Source organism: Pseudomonas sp. RtIB026, assembly GCF_016861355.2.
GTDB lineage: Bacteria > Pseudomonadota > Gammaproteobacteria > Pseudomonadales > Pseudomonadaceae > Aquipseudomonas > Aquipseudomonas peradeniyensis.
Window position 1 is genome coordinate 5,180,769 of record NZ_AP023348.2, and the last position, 18,739, is coordinate 5,199,507.

Annotated in this window: 22 protein-coding genes and 1 tRNA gene; 3 read left to right on the forward strand and 20 right to left on the reverse strand. The window is 62.8% G+C overall.

Annotation, left to right across the window (positions count from 1 at the left end; translation table 11 throughout):
• Window positions 1-448 precede the first annotated feature (448 nt).
• Together PRtIB026_RS23120 and PRtIB026_RS23125 are read left to right on the forward strand one after the other, a co-directional pair.
• A complete protein-coding gene (locus PRtIB026_RS23120; RefSeq protein ID WP_203651272.1) occupies window positions 449-2,002 on the forward strand; it encodes an amino acid permease in 1,554 nt (517 codons plus the stop codon).
• Between the two features lie 53 nt (window positions 2,003-2,055).
• Window positions 2,056-3,342 (forward strand): NAD(P)/FAD-dependent oxidoreductase, encoded by a 1,287-nt coding sequence (locus tag PRtIB026_RS23125; RefSeq protein ID WP_203651271.1) that lies wholly within the window; start codon window positions 2,056-2,058, stop codon window positions 3,340-3,342.
• A gap of 71 nt (window positions 3,343-3,413) precedes the next feature.
• Here the strand turns inward: PRtIB026_RS23125 and PRtIB026_RS23130 are convergent.
• From PRtIB026_RS23130 to PRtIB026_RS23215, 18 genes are all read right to left on the reverse strand, one after another.
• Window positions 3,414-3,489: transfer RNA gene (locus PRtIB026_RS23130), tRNA-Lys, on the reverse strand.
• A gap of 60 nt (window positions 3,490-3,549) precedes the next feature.
• The gene (gene queC, locus PRtIB026_RS23135; protein ID WP_203651270.1) at window positions 3,550-4,224 is read right to left on the reverse strand and encodes a 7-cyano-7-deazaguanine synthase QueC; all 675 of its coding nucleotides are present in this window, start codon (window positions 4,222-4,224) and stop codon (window positions 3,550-3,552) included.
• Window positions 4,225-4,237: 13 nt separating this feature from the next.
• A complete protein-coding gene (gene queE, locus PRtIB026_RS23140; RefSeq protein WP_203651267.1) occupies window positions 4,238-4,885 on the reverse strand; it encodes a 7-carboxy-7-deazaguanine synthase QueE in 648 nt (215 codons plus the stop codon).
• Between the two features lie 160 nt (window positions 4,886-5,045).
• Entirely contained in the window at window positions 5,046-5,855 is an 810-nt protein-coding gene (ybgF, locus tag PRtIB026_RS23145; RefSeq protein ID WP_050704480.1) for a tol-pal system protein YbgF, read from the reverse strand.
• A gap of 6 nt (window positions 5,856-5,861) precedes the next feature.
• Window positions 5,862-6,359, reverse strand: coding sequence for a peptidoglycan-associated lipoprotein Pal (pal, locus tag PRtIB026_RS23150; RefSeq protein ID WP_011535152.1), 498 nt, complete (start codon window positions 6,357-6,359; stop codon window positions 5,862-5,864).
• 54 nt (window positions 6,360-6,413) lie between these two features.
• Window positions 6,414-7,664, reverse strand: a complete 1,251-nt coding sequence (gene tolB / locus PRtIB026_RS23155) for a Tol-Pal system beta propeller repeat protein TolB (RefSeq protein ID WP_050704479.1) — start codon at window positions 7,662-7,664, stop codon at window positions 6,414-6,416.
• A 47-nt stretch (window positions 7,665-7,711) separates the two neighbouring features.
• A complete protein-coding gene (gene tolA / locus PRtIB026_RS23160; RefSeq protein ID WP_203651263.1) occupies window positions 7,712-8,776 on the reverse strand; it encodes a cell envelope integrity protein TolA in 1,065 nt (354 codons plus the stop codon).
• On the reverse strand, window positions 8,776-9,228 hold the full coding sequence (gene tolR / locus PRtIB026_RS23165) for a protein TolR (protein WP_011535155.1): 453 nt from the start codon (window positions 9,226-9,228) through the stop codon (window positions 8,776-8,778). The genes tolA and tolR overlap by 1 nt, the downstream gene beginning before the upstream one ends.
• 14 nt (window positions 9,229-9,242) lie before the next feature.
• A complete protein-coding gene (tolQ, locus tag PRtIB026_RS23170) occupies window positions 9,243-9,938 on the reverse strand; it encodes a protein TolQ (protein ID WP_023628695.1) in 696 nt (231 codons plus the stop codon).
• Between the two features lie 2 nt (window positions 9,939-9,940).
• Window positions 9,941-10,393, reverse strand: a complete 453-nt coding sequence (ybgC, locus tag PRtIB026_RS23175; RefSeq protein WP_186733987.1) for a tol-pal system-associated acyl-CoA thioesterase — start codon at window positions 10,391-10,393, stop codon at window positions 9,941-9,943.
• A gap of 125 nt (window positions 10,394-10,518) precedes the next feature.
• Window positions 10,519-11,565 (reverse strand): Holliday junction branch migration DNA helicase RuvB, encoded by a 1,047-nt coding sequence (gene ruvB / locus PRtIB026_RS23180; RefSeq protein ID WP_203651256.1) that lies wholly within the window; start codon window positions 11,563-11,565, stop codon window positions 10,519-10,521.
• Window positions 11,562-12,179: a Holliday junction branch migration protein RuvA gene (ruvA, locus tag PRtIB026_RS23185; RefSeq protein ID WP_203651249.1), complete on the reverse strand. Its 618-nt coding sequence runs from the start codon at window positions 12,177-12,179 to the stop codon at window positions 11,562-11,564. The genes ruvB and ruvA overlap by 4 nt, the downstream gene beginning before the upstream one ends.
• A gap of 108 nt (window positions 12,180-12,287) precedes the next feature.
• Window positions 12,288-12,812 carry a crossover junction endodeoxyribonuclease RuvC gene (ruvC, locus tag PRtIB026_RS23190; protein WP_050704476.1) on the reverse strand — a complete coding sequence of 175 codons (525 nt, stop codon included), beginning with the start codon at window positions 12,810-12,812 and terminating at the stop codon, window positions 12,288-12,290.
• A 148-nt stretch (window positions 12,813-12,960) separates the two neighbouring features.
• Window positions 12,961-13,713, reverse strand: coding sequence for a YebC/PmpR family DNA-binding transcriptional regulator (locus PRtIB026_RS23195; protein ID WP_203651247.1), 753 nt, complete (start codon window positions 13,711-13,713; stop codon window positions 12,961-12,963).
• Window positions 13,714-13,823: 110 nt separating this feature from the next.
• Window positions 13,824-15,599 carry an aspartate--tRNA ligase gene (aspS, locus tag PRtIB026_RS23200; protein WP_203651246.1) on the reverse strand — a complete coding sequence of 592 codons (1,776 nt, stop codon included), beginning with the start codon at window positions 15,597-15,599 and terminating at the stop codon, window positions 13,824-13,826.
• A gap of 94 nt (window positions 15,600-15,693) precedes the next feature.
• Window positions 15,694-15,915, reverse strand: coding sequence for an FmdB family zinc ribbon protein (locus PRtIB026_RS23205; RefSeq protein WP_050704473.1), 222 nt, complete (start codon window positions 15,913-15,915; stop codon window positions 15,694-15,696).
• A gap of 89 nt (window positions 15,916-16,004) precedes the next feature.
• Window positions 16,005-16,337, reverse strand: a complete 333-nt coding sequence (locus PRtIB026_RS23210; RefSeq protein WP_203651244.1) for a ribbon-helix-helix domain-containing protein — start codon at window positions 16,335-16,337, stop codon at window positions 16,005-16,007.
• Window positions 16,338-16,519: 182 nt separating this feature from the next.
• Window positions 16,520-16,993, reverse strand: a complete 474-nt coding sequence (locus tag PRtIB026_RS23215) for a Dps family protein (RefSeq protein WP_084854477.1) — start codon at window positions 16,991-16,993, stop codon at window positions 16,520-16,522.
• 268 nt (window positions 16,994-17,261) lie between these two features.
• Between PRtIB026_RS23215 and PRtIB026_RS26510 the strand changes: the two genes are divergently transcribed.
• Entirely contained in the window at window positions 17,262-17,855 is a 594-nt protein-coding gene (locus tag PRtIB026_RS26510) for a cold-shock protein (RefSeq protein ID WP_324256554.1), read from the forward strand.
• A 19-nt stretch (window positions 17,856-17,874) separates the two neighbouring features.
• On the opposite strand, the gene PRtIB026_RS23225 is transcribed toward PRtIB026_RS26510, so the two are convergent.
• Both PRtIB026_RS23225 and PRtIB026_RS23230 read right to left on the reverse strand, forming a co-directional pair.
• Window positions 17,875-18,087: a SlyX family protein gene (locus PRtIB026_RS23225; RefSeq protein ID WP_232857160.1), complete on the reverse strand. Its 213-nt coding sequence runs from the start codon at window positions 18,085-18,087 to the stop codon at window positions 17,875-17,877.
• A gap of 2 nt (window positions 18,088-18,089) precedes the next feature.
• Window positions 18,090-18,509, reverse strand: coding sequence for an HIT family protein (locus PRtIB026_RS23230; RefSeq protein WP_203651242.1), 420 nt, complete (start codon window positions 18,507-18,509; stop codon window positions 18,090-18,092).
• Window positions 18,510-18,739: the final 230 nt, after the last annotated feature.

Below are 18,739 nucleotides of genomic sequence, written 5' to 3' on the forward strand. Positions count from 1 at the left end.
CTTGAAGGGACACGCCCCCCCCAAGAACCGATATCTGGCCCCCAGGTATCGGTTTTTTGCTGCATCAATGATGAATAAATTTCTGCCATATTGTTTCGTACATTTCATGACAATTACAAAACGACAATATTCCACTCCACAATGACGTCAATACACCCCAGTAATAATGGGCAATTCAAATGAGTACGTGCAAACACCCGCATTGGCACATCATCAAAACGACGAAATCAAACATTCCAAAACGGAATGATGTAGCAACTAATTGTCGTTTGTTGCGAACACCTTTCAACGCCAATACTGATTTCAATCAATGCAATCGCGACCGCCGCGGCACTGGAGAAGCCGCCGGCCGACCGGCGCCCAAACCGCGCCCGTCAACTGCAACTGGAAGTGGTCAGATCACAACAAAAACAACAACTCACCCGAATGCAGATCCAATAGGTTGCCCATGACCCATTCGAACAACAACGCAAGTTTGACTGCCGCAACCCCGCCTTCCGGACACCTCAAACGCACGCTCACCAGCCGCCACCTGAACATGATCGCCATCGGCGGCTCCATCGGCACCGGCCTGTTCGTCTCCTCCGGCGCCACCATCGCCCAATCCGGCCCCGGCGGCGCGCTGCTGGCCTTCGCGGTGATCGGCCTAATGGTCTACTTCCTGATGACCAGCCTCGGCGAAATGGCCGCGTGCATGCCGGTCAGCGGCTCGTTCTCCACCTATGCCTCGCGCTACGTCGAAGAAAGCTTCGGCTTCGCCCTGGGCTGGAACTACTGGTACTCCTGGGCCGTGACCATCGCCGTGGACCTGGTGGCCGTGCAGATCATCATGCTCTACTGGTTCCCGGACACCCCCGGGGTGATCTGGAGCGCGGCCTTCCTGGTACTGCTGTTCGCCCTCAACGTCGCCTCGGTGCGCTTCTTCGGCGAGGCCGAGTTCTGGTTCGCCCTGATCAAGGTCATCACCATCATCATCTTCATCGCCGTGGGCGTGCTGATGCTGCTGGGCATCCTCGAAGGCGGCCAGGACGGCGGCGCCCATCTCTGGCAGATCGGCGACGCGCCCATCGCCGGCGGCCTGCCAGCGCTGATCGGCGTGGCGATGATCGTCGGCTTCTCGTTCCAGGGCACCGAGTTCGTGGGCATCGCCGCCGGCGAAACGGAAAACCCGGGGCGCAATATTCCCAAGGCCGTACGCCAGATCTTCTGGCGCATCCTGCTGTTCTACGTGCTGACCATCGTCGTGATCGGCCTGCTGATCCCCTACACCGACCCACGGCTGCTCAAGGACGGACTGTCGGACGTCACCATTAGCCCGTTCACCCTGATCTTCACCAAGGCCGACATGCTTGCCGCCGCCGCCGTGATGAACGCGGTGATCCTGACCTCGGTGCTGTCCGCCGGCAACTCGGGCATGTACGCCTCCTCGCGCATGCTCTACAGCCTGGCACTGGAGCGCAAGGCGCCGGCCATCTTCGCCAGGGTAACTCGCAGCGGCACGCCGGTCTGGGCGCTGCTGGCCACCGCCGCAGTCGCCGGCCTGTGCCTGCTGAGCTTCCTGTTCAGCCCCGGCAAGCTCTACCTGTGGCTACTGAACACCTCCGGCATGCTTGGCTTCATCGCCTGGCTGGGTATCGCGATCAGCCATTACCGCTTCCGCCGCGGCTACCTGTTCCATGGCAACGACCTGGCGAAACTGCCGTATGTGTCGAAGTACTTCCCGTTCGGCCCACTGTTCGCCTTCGGCCTGTGCATGGTGGTGATGCTCGGACAGAACTACCAGGCATTCATCGGCGGGCAGATCGACTGGATCGGCGCCTTCGCCACCTACGTCGGTCTGGTGCTGTTCGTGGTGGTCTGGTTCGGGCACAAGCTGATGACAGGTTCCAGGGTGGTGCGCTACAGGGAAATGGACTTCTCCAGCATCGAGATGCGCAAGGCCGAACGCAGCAAGGCAGAGCCCGCCGGCGATGCGCTCGCAGCCAGCCAGCAGCCCGCCTGAACACTCCATTGGCGGACCCGCTCCGGTCCGCCCACCACTGCTCCGGGACCCTGATGAACAGCACCTTCGACTCCTACTACGAAGCCACCGCCAGCAGAACCTTCTACCCCACCCAGAGTGGGCGCACCGATACCCGCGTCTGCATCCTGGGTGGCGGCCTGGCCGGCCTGTCGACCGCGATAGGGCTTGCCGAGCGCGGAGTGAGCGATGTGACCCTGCTCGAGTCGCAACGTGTCGGCCATGGCGCCTCGGGACGCAACGGCGGCTTCGTCTTCGGCGGCTACAGCCTCGGCAACGCCGACCTGCTATCGGCGCTGGGCGCCCACGAGGCCCGCAAGCTGTATCGGCTGACACTCGACGCCGTCGACCTGATCCGCGAACGCACCCGCCGCTACACCATCGACTGCGACCTGGTCGACCAGGGCGTGATCCTCGCCAACTGGTTCAACGACCCGTCGCGCCTGGAGAAACCGCGCCAGCTGATGAAGCAGGCCTATGGCGTCGACTGGGAATACATCGCACCCGGCGAGCTGAAGGAACAGCTCAGGACCGAGCGCTATTACGGCGGGTTGCTGGAGCGCAACGCCTTCCACTTCCACCCGCTCAAGTACGTCTGCGGCCTCGCCCAGGCCGCGTCCCAGGCCGGGGTGACGATCTTTGAGCAGTCGCCGGTGACCGGCATCGAGAAGAAGGCTGGCGGCTACATCGTGCGCACCGGCCAGGGCGAAGTCCATGCCGAGGAAGTGGTGTTCTCCGGAGGGGGCTATAGCCGCGGCGTTTATGCCCCGATCGAACGCGCCGTGCTGCCGATCGCCACCTACGTGGTGACCACCCCACCACTGGGCGATCGCCTGTCGGAGGCCATCAACTGCCAGTCGGCCATCTACGACACACGCTTCGCCTTCGATTACTACCGCCCGCTGAAAGACACCCGAATTCTCTGGGGGGGACGCATCTCCATTCTCGATCGCGGGCCGCAGGCCATCGCCAGGCTGCTCAAGGCCGACCTGGCAAGCGTCTACCCGCAACTCGAGGACGTGGAATTGGAGTATTCCTGGGGCGGCCTGATGAGCTACGGACGCCACCAGATGGCGCAGATCGGCCAGGACGACAATGGCATCTGGCACGCGGTTGGCTTCGGCGGCCACGGCATGGCCCCGACCACGGTCGCCGGCGAAGTGCTGGCGGACGCCATCGCCCGTCGCCTGCCGATCCCGAGCGGTTTCAGCCAGTTCGGCCTCGCCCGTACCTTCGGCCTGGCCGGCCTGGTGGCCGCGCAGGCCACCTACACTGCCTACCAGGCGCGTGATGCCTTCGATGCGCGGCGGTTGAATCGTTGACAGTGGGCCAGGGCACTTTTCGACAGGCATGAAAAAGCCCGCCATGAAGGCGGGCTCTTTCGTACTGCATATGGTGGGTCGTGTAGGATTCGAACCTACGACCAATTGGTTAAAAGCCAACTGCTCTACCAACTGAGCTAACGACCCGTTGGATGGCGCGTATATTACTGATTTCTCAGAGGAAATCAACACCCCATCGCAAAAAATTCAAAAATACCGGGTGGGGTCCTTTATGCCGGCCGCCTTGAAGCCGTCGGCACGCAGACGGCAGCTGTCGCACTTGCCGCAGGCACGCCCGTCGTCATCAGCCTGGTAGCAGGAGACGGTCAGGCTGTAGTCCACGCCACGGGCGATGCCCGCCTGGACGATCTGCGCCTTGCTCAGGTTCTGCAACGGCGCCTGGATACGGAAGCCCTGCCCTTCCACACCGGCCTTGGTGGCCAGGTTGGCCATGCGCTCGAAGGCCTCGACGAATTCCGGGCGGCAGTCCGGATAACCGGAGTAGTCCACGGCGTTGACACCAATGAAGATGTCACGGGCTTCGAGCACCTCCGCCCAGCCCAGGGCCAGGGACAGGAACACGGTGTTGCGAGCCGGCACGTAGGTGACCGGAATCCCCTCGCTCGGCGCCTCGGGCACATCGATGCTGCTGTCGGTCAGGGCCGAGCCACCGATGCCGTCGAGGTTCAGGCCGATCACCTTGTGTTCGATCACGCCCAGGTCACGGGCCACCCGCGCTGCGGCATTGAGCTCGGCGCGGTGGCGCTGGCCGTAGTCGAAGCTCATAGTGTAGCACTGGTAGCCGTCGGCCTTGGCCATGGCCACCACGGTGGCCGAGTCCAGGCCACCGGACAGCAGGATTACCGCGCGTTTGTCAGTCATGTCTTTTTTCTCCTCAACGTCCGGGTTCGTCGTTCCACAGCAGCTTGTGCAGCTGCAGCTGGAAACGCACGGGCAGGTTGTCGGCGACGATCCAGTCGGCCAGGTCGGTGGCGCTCACCTGATGGTGGCTGGGCGAGAACAGCACTTCCCCGGCGCGCTCGGCCAGGTTGTACTGAATCAGCTTGGAAACCGCCCAATCGTAGTCCTCGCGGGAACAGATGACGAACTTGACCTGGTCATTGCCGGTCAGCAGCTCGATGTTCTCGTAGCGATTGCGATGGGATTCTTCCGAGCCCGGGGTCTTGAGGTCGACCACGCGGCTGACCCGGGTGTCGACACCACTGATATCGAGGGCGCCGCTGGTTTCCAGCGACACGTCGTAACCGGCATCGCACAGGCGCTGCAGCAACGACAGCGCATTGGGCTGGGCCAGTGGCTCGCCACCGGTCACGCAGACGTAGCGCGGCCTGAAGCCGGCAACCTGCTCGAGGATCGAATCGAGGGTGCGAATAGTGCCGCCACTGAAGGCGTAGGCACTGTCGCAGTACTGGCAGCGCAGGGGGCAACCGGTCAGGCGCACGAAAACCGTGGGCAGCCCGGCCGTTCGCGTTTCACCCTGCAACGAGTAAAACACTTCGGTGATGCGTAATGTGTCTTGCATGATCGCCACGGGCGTGACAGCTGAACAGGCTGTCCGCCTCCGTCAGGCACTGTCGCGGACTCGACATGGCGTTATCCGCGGCAGCGTGTTTAAGAAAAAAGGGCAGTGATTCTAACGAAAAAACCCGCGACAGGCGCGGGTTTCTTCATCAACGGGTCGCTCAGAGCTTCTGCAGGTCGCGCTGGGCCAGTTGTGCGGCGGAAGTGCCGGGGTACTGGGTGATGACCTGCTGCAGGATGCCCTTGACCTTGTCGGTGTGGCCCATGCGGCGCTCGACATCGGCCAGTTTGTACAGCGAATCCGGCACCTTGCTGTGTTTCGGGTACTTCTGGCCGACTTCGGCGAACGCCTGGCTGGCGCCTTGCAGGTCGCCCTTGGCCAGGTTGACCTCGCCGAGCCAGTACTGGGCATTGCCGGCGTACTGGCTGTTGGGGTACTTGCGCAGAAAGGCGTTGAAGGCCTGGCTGGCCTTGTCGAAGTCCTTCTGCTTGATCAGGTCGAAAGCGGCGTCGTAATACAGCTTCTCTTTCGCCGGATCACCCGGCTCGCTGCTGGCGGCCGGTGGCTGCGCGGCGCTGGCGCCGGCAGCGGCACCCGTGGCTGCGTTGTTCGCGCCACCGGTGGAGGAATTGTCTGGAGTCGCGGCAGGCGCGGCACCGCTGCTGAGGCGGCGGTCGAGATCCTGGTAGCGCTCGAGGTTTTCCTGCTTCATGCGCGACACATCGTTCTGCAACTCTTCGATGATGCCTTGCTGGCGGGAAATCTGGTCCTGCATCTGCTGCAGCTGCATGAACAGCTGGCCATTTGCAGAAGCAGGGGCCGAAGCCCCTGCTCCGGCATAGGCGCCGCTCGTGCCATAACCCGCGGGTGGATAGCCACCCGCGTTGTCATCTACTACGGGAACCGCAGCCCACGCCGAAAGGGGCAGGCTGAGTGCGAGGACGGTTACAGCACGACGGCACATACGCATAAGAACTTACTTACGCAGTTCTACGCGACGGTTTTGAGCCCAGGACTGCTCGTCGTTGCCGGTGGCAACTGGACGCTCTTCGCCGTAGGAAACCAGTTCCAGCTGAGCAGGGGAAACGCCCTGCAGAACCAGGTAGCGCTGAACGGCCTTGGCACGACGCTCACCCAGAGCCATGTTGTACTCGCGGGTGCCGCGCTCGTCGGTGTTGCCTTCCAGGACAACGCGGTTGCCGTTGGACTTCAGGTCCTTGGCGTGAACGTCCAGGGAGCGCATGGCTTCTGGCTTCAGGTCCGAGCTGTCGTATTCGAAGTAGAAGGTGGTGATTGCGCGCAGGGCGGCTTCTTCGCTCAGGGAGCCGTCAACAGCGCCAGTGTTGGCACCGTAGCCAGCGTTCGGATCAACAGCGCCTTCACCAGCGTTGTCACCGCCTTTCGAGGAGCAACCTACAGCTACAGCCATGGCCAGAGCCAGCGCAGCGAATTTACCAAACTTCAGCATTTCCATCGTGAAACTCCTAATGAAACCCCAGTGTGTTAAGCAAAACGTGTTACGCCGCAATCAGTTCAGGTAAGGGGACCAGGACGGTTCTCTGACTTCGCCTTGAGCGGTAGGAAGTGGGAGCCTCACGCGGCCGTTAAGCGACACGAGCATCAAGACTCCCCGGCCCTGCTGGCGGGTGGCGTAGATTAGCATGGTGCCGTTTGGCGCAACAGTGGGAGACTCATCAAGACTGGTCTCGGTGAGAATCTTTACACTTCCACGTTGCAGGTCCTGAGCGGCCACCTTGAAGTTGGTGAAACCCTGCTGGCGATGAATCATCACCAGGGTCTTCTCGTCCGCCGACAGTTTCGGGTTGGCGTTGTAGTTACCCACGAATGTCACGCGCTCGGCGCCACCGCCACCAACCGACTGCTTGTAGATCTGCGGCTTGCCGCCACGGTCGGAGGTGAAGTACAGGGTGTTGCCATCCTTGCCCCAGAACGGCTCGGTATTGATGCCAGGGCCTGCGGTCACGCGGGTGATCTGGCGCGAAGCCACGTTCATCACGTAGATGTCCGGGTTGCCGTCCTTGGACAGCACAAACGCCAGGCGGGTGCCATCAGGCGACCAGGCCGGGGCGCCGTTCAGGCCCTCGAAGTTGGTGATCTGCTCGCGACGACCGGTGTCGATGTGCTGGATGAAGATGCGCGGGCGCTTCTGCTCGAACGAGACATAGGCGATACGCTTGCCATCCGGCGCGAAACGCGGCGACAGGATCGGTTCACGCGACTGCAACAGGGTCACTGCACGGGCACCGTCGTAGTCCGAACGCTGCAGGGTGTAGCGGGTGTTGTTGGTCGAGAAACGCTCGGCAGTCACATACAGCATGCGGGTCGAGAACGCACCCTTGATACCGGTGAGCTTCTCGAACGACTGGTCGGCGATGTAGTGGGCCATGTCGCGCAGCTGGTCGACGCCGCCGGCAACGCTGCCGGTCAGCACTTGCTGCTCGGTGGCGACGTTGAACAGCGCATAGCTCACCTGCAGGCGACCGCCTGCCGGGACGATGCTGCCGACCATGACGTACTGGGCGCCCAGGGCTTTCCAGTCACGGAAGATCACTTCGCTGGCCTGGGTTGGCAAGCTGATCATGTTCTGCCGCGGGATCGGACCATAGTAGCCGGAGTTGCGCAGGTCGTTGCTGATGATGTCGGCCATGTCCTCGGGCAGCACGCTGCCGCCCTGCACGCCGAACGGTACTACCGCAATGGGGGTTGCCCGGTCGCTACCGCTGGTGACCAGGATGTTCTTTTCCTCTGCCATGGCCATGCCTGCCACGCAGCAGAGCAAGACCAGGAGTCCTCTCAGACGTTTAATCACAACGCTAGATCCTCAGGTGTAAATGTCATCTTGAATGAACGATACGGATTGAAATCGCTCGGCTTCAAGCCCTGCATTTCGGTCAACCGACCAATGTTCTTCACCGCGGCCACGGCCGAGCTGTCGAACGGGCCGTCACCGCTGGACTTGGCCACACTCACGTTGGTGATGGTGCCGTCCGGCAGCATGTTGATCTGCAGAACTACCGTCATGCCCTTGCGCGCAGATGGCGGACGCGCCCAACCTTCGGCCGCGCGCATGCGGATCAGGTCGTCGAAGTCGCCGGCCACCTGGTCACCCTGCTCGTCGGCCAGCGCCTGCTGCCGCTCGGTGGTGTCGGACAACAGCTCGGCAAGCGCCTGGGCCTTCTTGTCTTCCGCCGCCTTGCGGGCCGCTTCCTGTGCCTTTTTCTTCTGGGCGTCTGCCGCGGCCTTTTTCTTGGCCTCTTCAGCTGCCTTCTTCTTCGCGTCCTCGGCCGCCGCTTTCTTCTTGGCGTCCTCGGCAGCTTTTTTCTTCGCGTCTTCGGCGGCTTTCTTCTTCGCCTCTTCCGCAGCTTGTTTCTTGGCTTCTTCGTCGGCCTGTTTCTTGGCCTCTTCCTCAGCCTTCTTCTTGGCGATGTCAGCCTGTTGCTTTTCAGCGGCCTTCTTCGCTTCCTCGGCTTTCTTGGCCTCGGCGGCTTTCTTCTGCTCGGCGGCCTCAGCCTTCTTCGCCTCGGCGGCTTCGCGAGCCTCCTCGGCTTTTTGAGCGGCGTCGGCTTTCTTTTGTTCCGCGGCCTTCACGGCCTCCTGCTCGACCTTCTTCTGCTCCAGCTGCTCGACCTCGGTCTGGCGCGAGGCGGTTTTCTTCGCTTCCCCAGCAATCTTCTGATTGGTCTGGGTGGTCGCCTGGCTCTTGGATTTGAGCTGGTAGAGCGTGGCCTGGACGATGGGCTTGGACGGCGGCAGCTCGGGCGTCATGGCAAAGCTGACGAACAGCATGCCGAACACCAGCACATGCAGGCCGATGGCCCAGACACTGGGCCAGAAGTAGCTTTCCGAGGCGGATGGCTCTCGCTGCTGCATCAGGGCGCCTCGGTAATCAGGCCAACGTTACCGACACCGGCCTTCTGCAACCCGCCCATGGCGCCCATGACCGCGCCGTAGTCGACGGCCTTGTCGCCACGGATGAAGACCTGGGTCTGTTTGCCCTGGTCACGGCCGGCGGCGATGATCTTGGTCACCGCACCGGTCATTTCCGGCAAGGTCATGGCCTTGTCCATCTGCTTGTCGGTGTCTACTTCGCTACCAAGGTTCCAGTAGTAGGTCTTGTCGGCCTTGATCGAGATGGTCAGGACCTGGACGTTGTTGTCCTGCGGCAGGGCTTCGCTGGAAACCTTGGGCAGATCCACCTTCACGCCCTGGTTGAGCATGGGGGCGGTCACCATGAAGATGACCAGCAGTACCAGCATCACGTCGATGTAGGGCACCACGTTCATCTCGGCGACCGGCTTGCGTTTGTGGCGAACTCGGGCCATGGGTTTCTACCTGATCACTCTTCGCTGGTGTGTACTTTGCGGTGCAGGATCGCCTGGAACTCGTCGGCGAAGGTGTAGTAGCGGCCAATCAGCACTTCACTGCGCGCGGCAAAACGGTTGTAGGCGATAACGGCCGGGATCGCGGCGAACAGGCCGATCGCGGTGGCGATCAGGGCCTCGGCGATACCGGGAGCCACGGTGGCCAGGGTCGCCTGTTGGGCGCTGGCCAGGCCGCGGAACGAGTTCATGATGCCCCACACGGTACCGAACAGGCCGATGTACGGGCTGGTGGAACCGACGGTGGCCAGGAACGGCAGGCTCTGCTCGAGCTTTTCTTCCTCACGGGAGATCGCCACGCGCATGGCGCGACCGACACCTTCCATGACCGCGTCCGGATCAACACCCGGCTGCTGGCGCAGACGCGAGAATTCCTTGAAGCCGGCGCGGAACACCTGCTCGACACCCGAGTCCGGATCAGGGTTGCTACCTGCCTGGCGGTACAGCTTGGACAGGTCGATGCCCGACCAGAAGCGCTCTTCGAAAGCGTCCAGTGCACGACGACCGGCGCGCAGCATGGTGCTGCGCTGGAAGATCATGATCCAAGAGGTCACCGAGGCTGCCACGAGGGTCAGCATTACCAGCTGAACCACGACACTGGCATTGGCGACCAGGCTCCACATGGAGGTATGGTCGACGACGTTTGCTTCCACGCTTATTCTCCTGCGTTCGATTGAGTACCCGCGCCGTCCGCCAGGAATGCGTCGCGCAGTTCTGGGGGAATGGCCCGGGGTTTGAAAGTGTCGGCGCGCACGGCGGCCACCAGGAACTGCCCCTCGCAGAGCAGCACTTCATCCTGTGTTCGCCACACCTGCTGCACGAAGCGCAGGCTGGCACGATTCAGTTCAAGCACTTGCGCGGTCACCCGCAGCTCATCGTCCAGGCGGGCCGGCGCGTGGTAGCGCGCCTCGCTGGAATGGACCACGAACAGCAGGTTGTCCTGCGCCAGCTGGGCCTGGGAGAACCCCAGGTGACGCAGCCGCTCGGTGCGGGCGCGCTCCATGAATTTCAGGTAGTTGACGTAATACACCACGCCACCGGCGTCGGTATCCTCGTAATAGACGCGACAGCGGTGTGCGAACGGTTCCAGCCCATTTTGCGCGCGCATACTCTAGTGGTTACTCCTGAACTTGCCAATCCGCCGCGGTAACTGTTTTTTCATCAATAATGTCCTATTGCCAGCGAGCCTGCGGCGTGCCAGCGCTAGGACCACGAAATTCCCGATTCGATCTGTCATTCGTCGTCCTGGGCGGCATATTCGCCACCTTCGCAGAAGCGCCCGGGGATGTTCAGGCCGAAATGCAGGTAGGCGTGTCGGGTCACCACGCGGCCTCGCGGGGTACGCATGATGTAGCCCTGCTGGATCAGATAGGGCTCGAGCACGTCCTCGATGGTGTGGCGCTCTTCGCCGATCGCCGCAGCAATGTTGTCGAGCCCCACCGGACCGCCGTCGAACTTCTCGATCATGGTCAGCAGCAGACGCCGGTCGGAGTGATCGAAGCCACGCTCGTCGACATCCAGCAGGTTCAGCGCCATGTCCGCCACGGCTTTGGTGATCTCGCCCTTGCCACGCACTTCGGCAAAGTCGCGCACCCGCCGCAGCAGGCGGTTGGCGATCCGCGGCGTGCCCCGCGCCCGACGGGCGATCTCGAAGGCACCCTTGTCGTCCATCGGCAGCCCGAGAATACCAGCCGAACGGCTGACGATGGTTGCCAGGTCCTTGTTGCTGTAGAACTCCAGGCGCTGGACGATACCGAAGCGGTCACGCAACGGATTGGTCAGCATGCCGGCACGGGTGGTGGCGCCGACCAGGGTGAACGGTGGCAGATCGAGCTTGATCGAGCGCGCGGCCGGGCCTTCGCCGATCATGATGTCCAGCTGGAAGTCTTCCATCGCCGGATAGAGCACTTCCTCGACCACTGGCGACAACCTGTGGATCTCGTCGATGAACAGCACGTCATGGGGCTCGAGGTTGGTCAGCATTGCCGCGAGGTCGCCCGGGCGCTCGAGGATCGGGCCCGAGGTGCTCTTGACCGACACGCCCATCTCCTGGGCAATGATGTTGGCCAGGGTGGTCTTGCCCAGGCCGGGCGGGCCGAAGATCAGCGTATGGTCGAGGGATTCGTTGCGCCCGCGCGCGGCCTGGATGAACAGCGCCATCTGCTCGCGCACCACCGGCTGGCCGATGTAGTCGTCCAGGCGCAGCGGGCGGATCGCGCGGTCCTGGACTTCTTCGCGGTCGCGCCCACTGGCGGCGATCAGGCGGTCGGTCTCAATCACTTGGTAATCATCCCTTTAAGGCTGCGACGGATCAGTTCCTCGCTGCTCAGACCGGCCTTGTCCTTGATCGCGGCAATCGCCTTGCTCGCTTCCTGCGGCTTGTAGCCCAGGGAGACCAGGGCACTGACCGCGTCGGCCTCGGCCGAGGATTCACTGGCAGCCGGCAGAGGGCCGTTGGAGACCAGGGTGAACATCGCCGGGGAGGTTTCCCATGCCTTGAAGCGGTCCTTGAGCTCGACCAGCAGGCGTTCGGCGGTCTTCTTGCCAACACCGGGCACGCGCACCAGGACCGAAGCGTCCTGGGCCTGCACGCAGCGCACCAGCTCGTCCACTTCCAGGCCGGACATCAGCGCCAGCGCCAGCTTCGGCCCTACGCCGTTCAGGCGGATAAGCTCGCGGAACAGCTCGCGCTCGCGCTTTTCCGCGAAACCATAGAGCAGGTGGGCGTCTTCGCGTACCACCAGGTGGGTGTGCACGGTCACTGCCTCGCCGACCTTGGGCAGGCGGTACAGGGTGGTCATCGGCACTTCGAGCTCATAGCCCACGCCGTTGACGTCGATAATCAGGTGCGGCGGCTGTTTTTCCGCCAGGGTGCCACGCAAACGTCCAATCACGTTCCGTTCCTTCCTCTCGGGCGCCGGTCGAAAACCGGTCCACCCTATCAGCAAATGCGCCGGGAGCGCGCGCCACCCGGACAAAATGTGTATCAGCGCATGAAGCGGTTACAGACGCAAGCGCCCGCCGCGCCGCCGCGCCGTCGCCAGCCCATGGGGAATCAGGCTGGAACGGGTATGGGCATGGCACAGGGCGATGGCCAGGGCGTCGGAGGCGTCGATCTGCGGCTTCTGGGTCAGCTTGAGCAGGTGCATGACCATCATCATCACCTGTTCCTTATTGGCCCCGCCGGTACCGGCCACGGCCTGCTTGACCTGGCTGGCGCTGTACTCGGCGATCTCCAGGCCCGCCTCGGCCGCGGCAACGATAGCCGCGCCCCGGGCCTGGCCCAGCTTGAGCGCCGAATCGGCATTGCGCGCCATGAACACCCGTTCGATGCCCATGGTCACCGGGCCATGCTCACGGATGATCTCGCTCACGCCACGAAAGACGATCTGCAGTCGCTCGGGCAGCTCGCCGCCGCCGGTGCGGATACAGCCCGAGGCCACATATTCGCAACCACGGGCGGTCTGGCGGACCACGCCGAAGCCGGTGATGCGCGAGCCGGGGTCGATACCAAGAATCAGAGTCATAGCGTGTGCAGTCAGTCGTCGATGCATAAGGTTTTGCTGGACGCAATCGCGGGGCAAGCCCGCTCCCACGCCAGCATTTGCCGGTCTCGTGGGAGCGGGCTTGCCCCGCGATTGCGCCAATACAGGCGCACAGGTAGCCGAAAGCTTATCAGCCCAGCGTTTCCATGATCTCATCCGAGATCTGCGCATTGGAGTAGACGTTCTGCACGTCATCCAGGTCCTCGAGCATGTCGATCAGCTTGAGCACCTTCTCCGCGCCATCCTTGTCCAGCTCGGCACTGGTGGTCGGCTGCATCACGATCTCGGCGTCCGAGGCCTTGAAGCCAGCCTCTTCGAGCGCATTGCGCACGGCATAAAAGCTGTTGAACGAGGTGAACACCTCGAAGGAGCCGTCGTCGTTGGCCACCACGTCGTCGGCGTCGGCCTCCATCGCGGCTTCCATCAGTGCGTCCTCGTCGACCGCAAGCTCAGCGGCGAAGCTGATCTGCCCCTTGCGCTCGAACAGGTAGGCCACCGAGCCGTCGGTGCCCAGGTTGCCACCGCACTTGGTGAAGGCATGACGCACGGCGGCGGCGGTACGGTTGCGGTTGTCGGTCATGGCCTCGACCATGATCGCCACGCCGCCCGGGCCATAGCCCTCGTAGCTCAGCTCTTCGACGTTGTCGCTTTCGTTGGTGCCAGCACCACGGGCCACGGCGCGATCGATGATGTCGCGGCTCATGTTGGCACCCAGGGCCTTGTCCAGCGCCAGGCGCAGACGCGGATTGGAGGCCGGGTCACCGCCCCCTTGCTTGGCCGCGACGGTCAGCTCGCGGATCCACTTGGTGAAGATCTTGCCTCTTTTTGCATCCTGGCGCTCTTTGCGGTGCTTGATGTTCGCCCACTTGGAATGACCAGCCATAACGACTCCGAATCCTTGAAACAGAAACAGGTTCCGCCCCGAAGGGCGGAACGTGAAGAATCCTGCGCCTCAAGCGCGGGGGCACCCCGTGACCGAGGCGCCCCGGTCGATCACTCGACCTTGGTCTGCTCGCGCAGACGGATGTGCAGCTCACGCAGGGCCTTGGCATCGACCAGGCCTGGGGCCTGAGTCATGACGCACGCGGCGCTCTGGGTTTTCGGGAAGGCGATCACTTCACGGATCGACTGGGCGCCGGTCATCAGCATGACCAGGCGATCCAGGCCGAAGGCCAGGCCACCGTGAGGCGGCGCGCCGAACTTCAGGGCGTCGAGCAGGAAGCCGAACTTCTCTTCCTGTTCCGCCGCCTCGATGCCCAGCAGGCGGAATACCGCTTGCTGCATCTCTTTACGGTGGATACGGATCGAACCGCCACCCAGTTCGGTACCGTTCAGGACCATGTCGTAAGCACGCGACAGCGCGGTGGCCGGGTTGGCCTCCAGCTCTTCGGGGGTGCACTTCGGCGCGGTGAACGGGTGGTGCAGCGCGGTGAAGCTGCCGTCTTCGTTCTCTTCGAACATCGGGAAGTCGACGACCCACATCGGCGCCCACTCGCAGGTCAGCAGCTCGAAGTCGTGGCCCAGGCGGATACGCAGCGCGCCCAGGGCCTCGCTGACAATCTTGAACTTGTCGGCACCGAAGAACACGATGTCGCCATCCACGGCGCCCACGCGGTCGAGGATGTTGTTGAGGTTGGCCTCGGGGATGTTCTTGACGATCGGCGACTGCAGACCCTCGACACCCTTGGCGCGCTCGTTGACCTTGATGTAGGCCAGGCCCTTGGCACCGTAGATGCCGACGAACTTGGTGTACTCGTCGATCTTGCTGCGCGGCATGCTGGCGCCGCCCGGCAGGCGCAGGGCGGTGACGCGGCACTTCGGATCGTTGGCGGGACCGGCGAAGACCTTGAAGTCGACATCCTTCAGCTGGTCGGCGACGTCGACCAGTTCCAGCGGAATACGCAGGTCCGGCTTGTCGGAACCGTAGCGGCGCATGGCTTCTTCGAAGGTCATGTGCGGGAACTCACCGAATTCCAGGTCCAGCACTTCCTTGAACAGCTTGCGGATCATGCTTTCGGTCAGGCCCATGATCTCGGACTCGTCGAGGAAGCTGGTCTCGATGTCGATCTGGGTGAATTCCGGCTGGCGGTCGGCGCGCAGGTCTTCGTCACGGAAGCACTTGGCGATCTGGTAGTAGCGGTCGAAGCCGGCGACCATCAGCAGCTGTTTGAACAGCTGCGGCGACTGCGGCAGGGCGAAGAAGCTGCCAGCGTGGGTGCGGCTCGGCACCAGGTAGTCACGCGCGCCTTCAGGGGTGGCACGGGTCAGGATCGGCGTTTCGACGTCGAGGAAGCCGTTCTCGTCGAGGAAGCGACGGATGCTGCTGGTGATGCGCGAACGCAGGCGCAGCTTGTCGGCCATTTCCGGACGACGCAGGTCGATGAAGCGATAGCGCAGGCGGGTTTCCTCGCCGACGTCGGAGTATTCGTTCAGCGGGAACGGCGGGGTTTCCGCTTCGTTGAGCACCTTCAACTGGTAGCCGAGGATCTCGATGGCGCCGGACGCCATGTTGGCGTTCACCGCGCCGTCAGGGCGCTTGCGTACCTTGCCGGTGATCTGCACGACATATTCGCTGCGCACGCGGTCGGCGGCGGCGAAGGTTTCGGCGCGATCCGGGTCGAACACGACCTGGGCCATGCCTTCGCGGTCACGGATGTCGAGGAAAATCACCCCGCCGTGGTCGCGGCGACGATGGACCCAGCCGCAAAGGGTGACTTCCTGGCCGTCCAGGGACTCGTTCAGTTGGCCGCAATAATGGCTGCGCATCATGATCGTGGTTTCGCTTCTCGTGATTCGTGTGTTCGGTGGAGGTCTTGGCCGCCCAAGGGGCTAATACTGCAAGACCTGGCGGGTGCAATTCAACTCAGTCGGCCTTGTCGCCGCCTGCCAGATTCTTTTTCGCCCCGGTCTTGAAGTCGGTCTCGTACCAGCCGTTGCCACTCAGGCGAAAGCCGGGGACCGACAGCAGCTTCTTCAATGCCGGCGCCTGGCACGCCGGGCAATCGGTCAGCGGCGCGGCACTGATCTTCTGCAACACCTCCATTTGGTGTTCGCAGGATGCACATTGATAGTCGTACAGGGGCATGGGTGTCTCTCGTCAACCACATCGCACGCTGCCCAAGGCAGCAAAGAGCGGGATTATATATGGTAAAGGAGAGCAGCGCAGCCCGGCGATCAGTGCGCGTCTCGCGCTTCCTGCAGCCAAGTGACACAGATCACCCGGACCAGGCCGCTGAAATTCCTCACCCCGCCATGGCGCAGGTGCACCTCGCGATCCACATAGGACAACACGGCGCTCACCGAACAGCGGTTGGCCTGGGCGATACGCTCCAGGATGCGCCAGTACACCACTTCCAGGCGCAGGCAGGTGGCAAAGCCGTTGAGCCGCACCGAGCGCGACACGGGCCCGGCCTGGGCCATGTCGAAATCCCGCCTGAACGGGTCGAGACGAGGGTTGCCACCCCCCTGCCTTGCATTACCATCGATACCACGCATCGGATCGCCCATCGCACCGCTCCATCGTCACGAAACCACACCCCGTTCGTCAGCCGAATGGGTCCATGACCGTCATGAAGCGCCACCGGCCAGGCCGATAGCAGCGGCAAACCCTTCCCCGCAAACACGCGGGCCCGATACCGCTGGCGGTATCGGGCCCGGATTCACTGGGTAGAACGACAAGCAACCGGCAATCAGTTCCCGTCGAGCAGGACTCGCAGCATCCACGCCGTTTTCTCGTGGACCTGCATGCGTTGGGTCAGCAGGTCAGCGGTCGGCTCGTCACTGACCTTGTCCACCACCGGGAAGATGCTGCGCGCGGTGCGCACCACCGCCTCCTGCCCCTGCACCAGCTGGCGGATCATTTCATCGGCGGGCGGCACCCCCTCCTCTTCCTTGATGGAGGAGTGGCGGGCATAGAAGGCGTAGGAACCCGGCGCCGGGAAGCCCAGGGCGCGAATGCGCTCGGCAATCGAATCGACCGCCAGGGCCAGTTCGTTGTATTGCTCCTCGAACATCAGGTGCAGGGTGCGGAACGACGGACCGGTGACGTTCCAATGGAAGTTATGGGTTTTCAGATACAGCACGTAGGTATCCGACAACAGGCGGGACAACCCATCGACGATGGACTTGCGATCTTCTTCACTGATACCGATATCGATTGCCATGAAGCTCCCCTTTCCATAAGGCTTGATCATCAAGCGGGCAGTAAACACTCTAACAAGAGTTTCCGGCTGGCGCATGCGGCACAGGACCGCCCGTGCCAGCCGGTTTGAGAAGCCTGCGTCTTTGCTGTTAAATAGGCACTGTGCCACCCGTGCGGATTGTCAGTGCCGGGTGCATAGGCTGGCCCGCCACGTTTTCGCGCCTACTCGTTCACGCGCACCGTGCGACCAGCTCATCCTGTGATCGGCCTTATCAATGTGAGCCAAACCAATGTTCAAGATCGTCCATCTGGTGACGGGCCTGGCGGCGTTGCTGCTATCGCTCATACCTAGCCTGAAAGCTGACGCAACACCCTTCCTGCAACAACCCGAGGCCGTCTACCTGGCGCTGCTCGGGCTCATCAACCTGGTCATCGCCCCGGTACTGCCGCAGTACTACAAAGGCCTGCGCCAGCAACTGCAACACGCCGCCAGCCTGCTGCTGGTGCTGGCCGTGGTGCTGCAGACCGTCACCCTGCTGGCCCGCCCGGAGCTGGGCAACCTGCCAGCCCTGGCCTGTGCTGTCCTGGCCTGCGTCCTGCACCTGATTGCCGGCTTCGTTCGCGGCACGCGAAAGGCCCGCTCCACCCAGGGCACCTCGCATGACGCAGGCAATCGCGATACCGGCACCGTGAAGTGGTTCAACACCTCCAAGGGCTTCGGCTTCATCTCCCGCGACTCCGGTGACGATATCTTCGTGCACTTTCGCGCCATCCGCGGCGAGGGCCACCGGGTCCTGGTCGAAGGCCAGCGCGTGGAGTTCTCGGTGATGCACCGCGACAAGGGCCTGCAGGCCGAAGACGTGGTCGCCGTCGCGCGCCGCTGACCCTTTGCCGCCGCCGCGTTCAATAATGAGGCGGCGGCGCTTCCTCCCCCCCGCCGCCCTGCTGGCCGGCCATCTCCTCGTAGCGCTTGATCAGCTCCGCCATCTGCAATTGCAAGCGTTCGATCGCCCGGCTCTGCTCGACAATCACGTCATTGAGCGCCTGCAAGCTGTCATCCTGGAACGCCTGGCGGGTCTCCAGCTCGATCATGCGCATTTCCAGCTCCTGAGACATCCTCACGTCTCCTTGAAGCTTTCGCCCAGCAGCTTGCGCACTTGCTGGCGAATACCGTCGATCTGCTCCTGCGTGTAGCCGATGGCCGGCACCTTGCCCCACACCGGGGCAGGCCAGGCGGCATCGCCCTGGCGACGCACGATCACATGCATGTGTAGCTGACTGACCACGTTGCCCAAGGCCGCGATATTCATCTTGTCTGCGGCGAAGGCATCCTTCAGCGCTTCTGCCAGGGCGCTCGTTTCGACCCAAAGCTGCTGCTGGTCCGCCTCATCAAGCTCGAACACTTCAGTGATATCGGCGCGACGCGGCACCAGGATGAACCAGGGGTAGTTGGCATCCTTGCTCAGCAGCAGGCGGCACAGCGGCAGATCGCCCAGTACCAGGGAATCCTGCTGCAGGCGCGAATCGAGGGTAAACACGGCAAACCTCCTTACAAGTGATACAGCCCTCCCGAGCGGTCGGGCACAAGTGCGCAAGGATACTCCGCTTCGACCGCCGCCACACCCGCCGACGTCGACCCAAAGCACTTGTGGCACGCGAATGACAACATCGACGCCCCGCTTCGGTAACACTGCGCTACTTTTCGCACCAAAATGATGCCGCTCGTCAGGCCTGCGCCACACATCCTTCACATAAAACAGCCAGGATA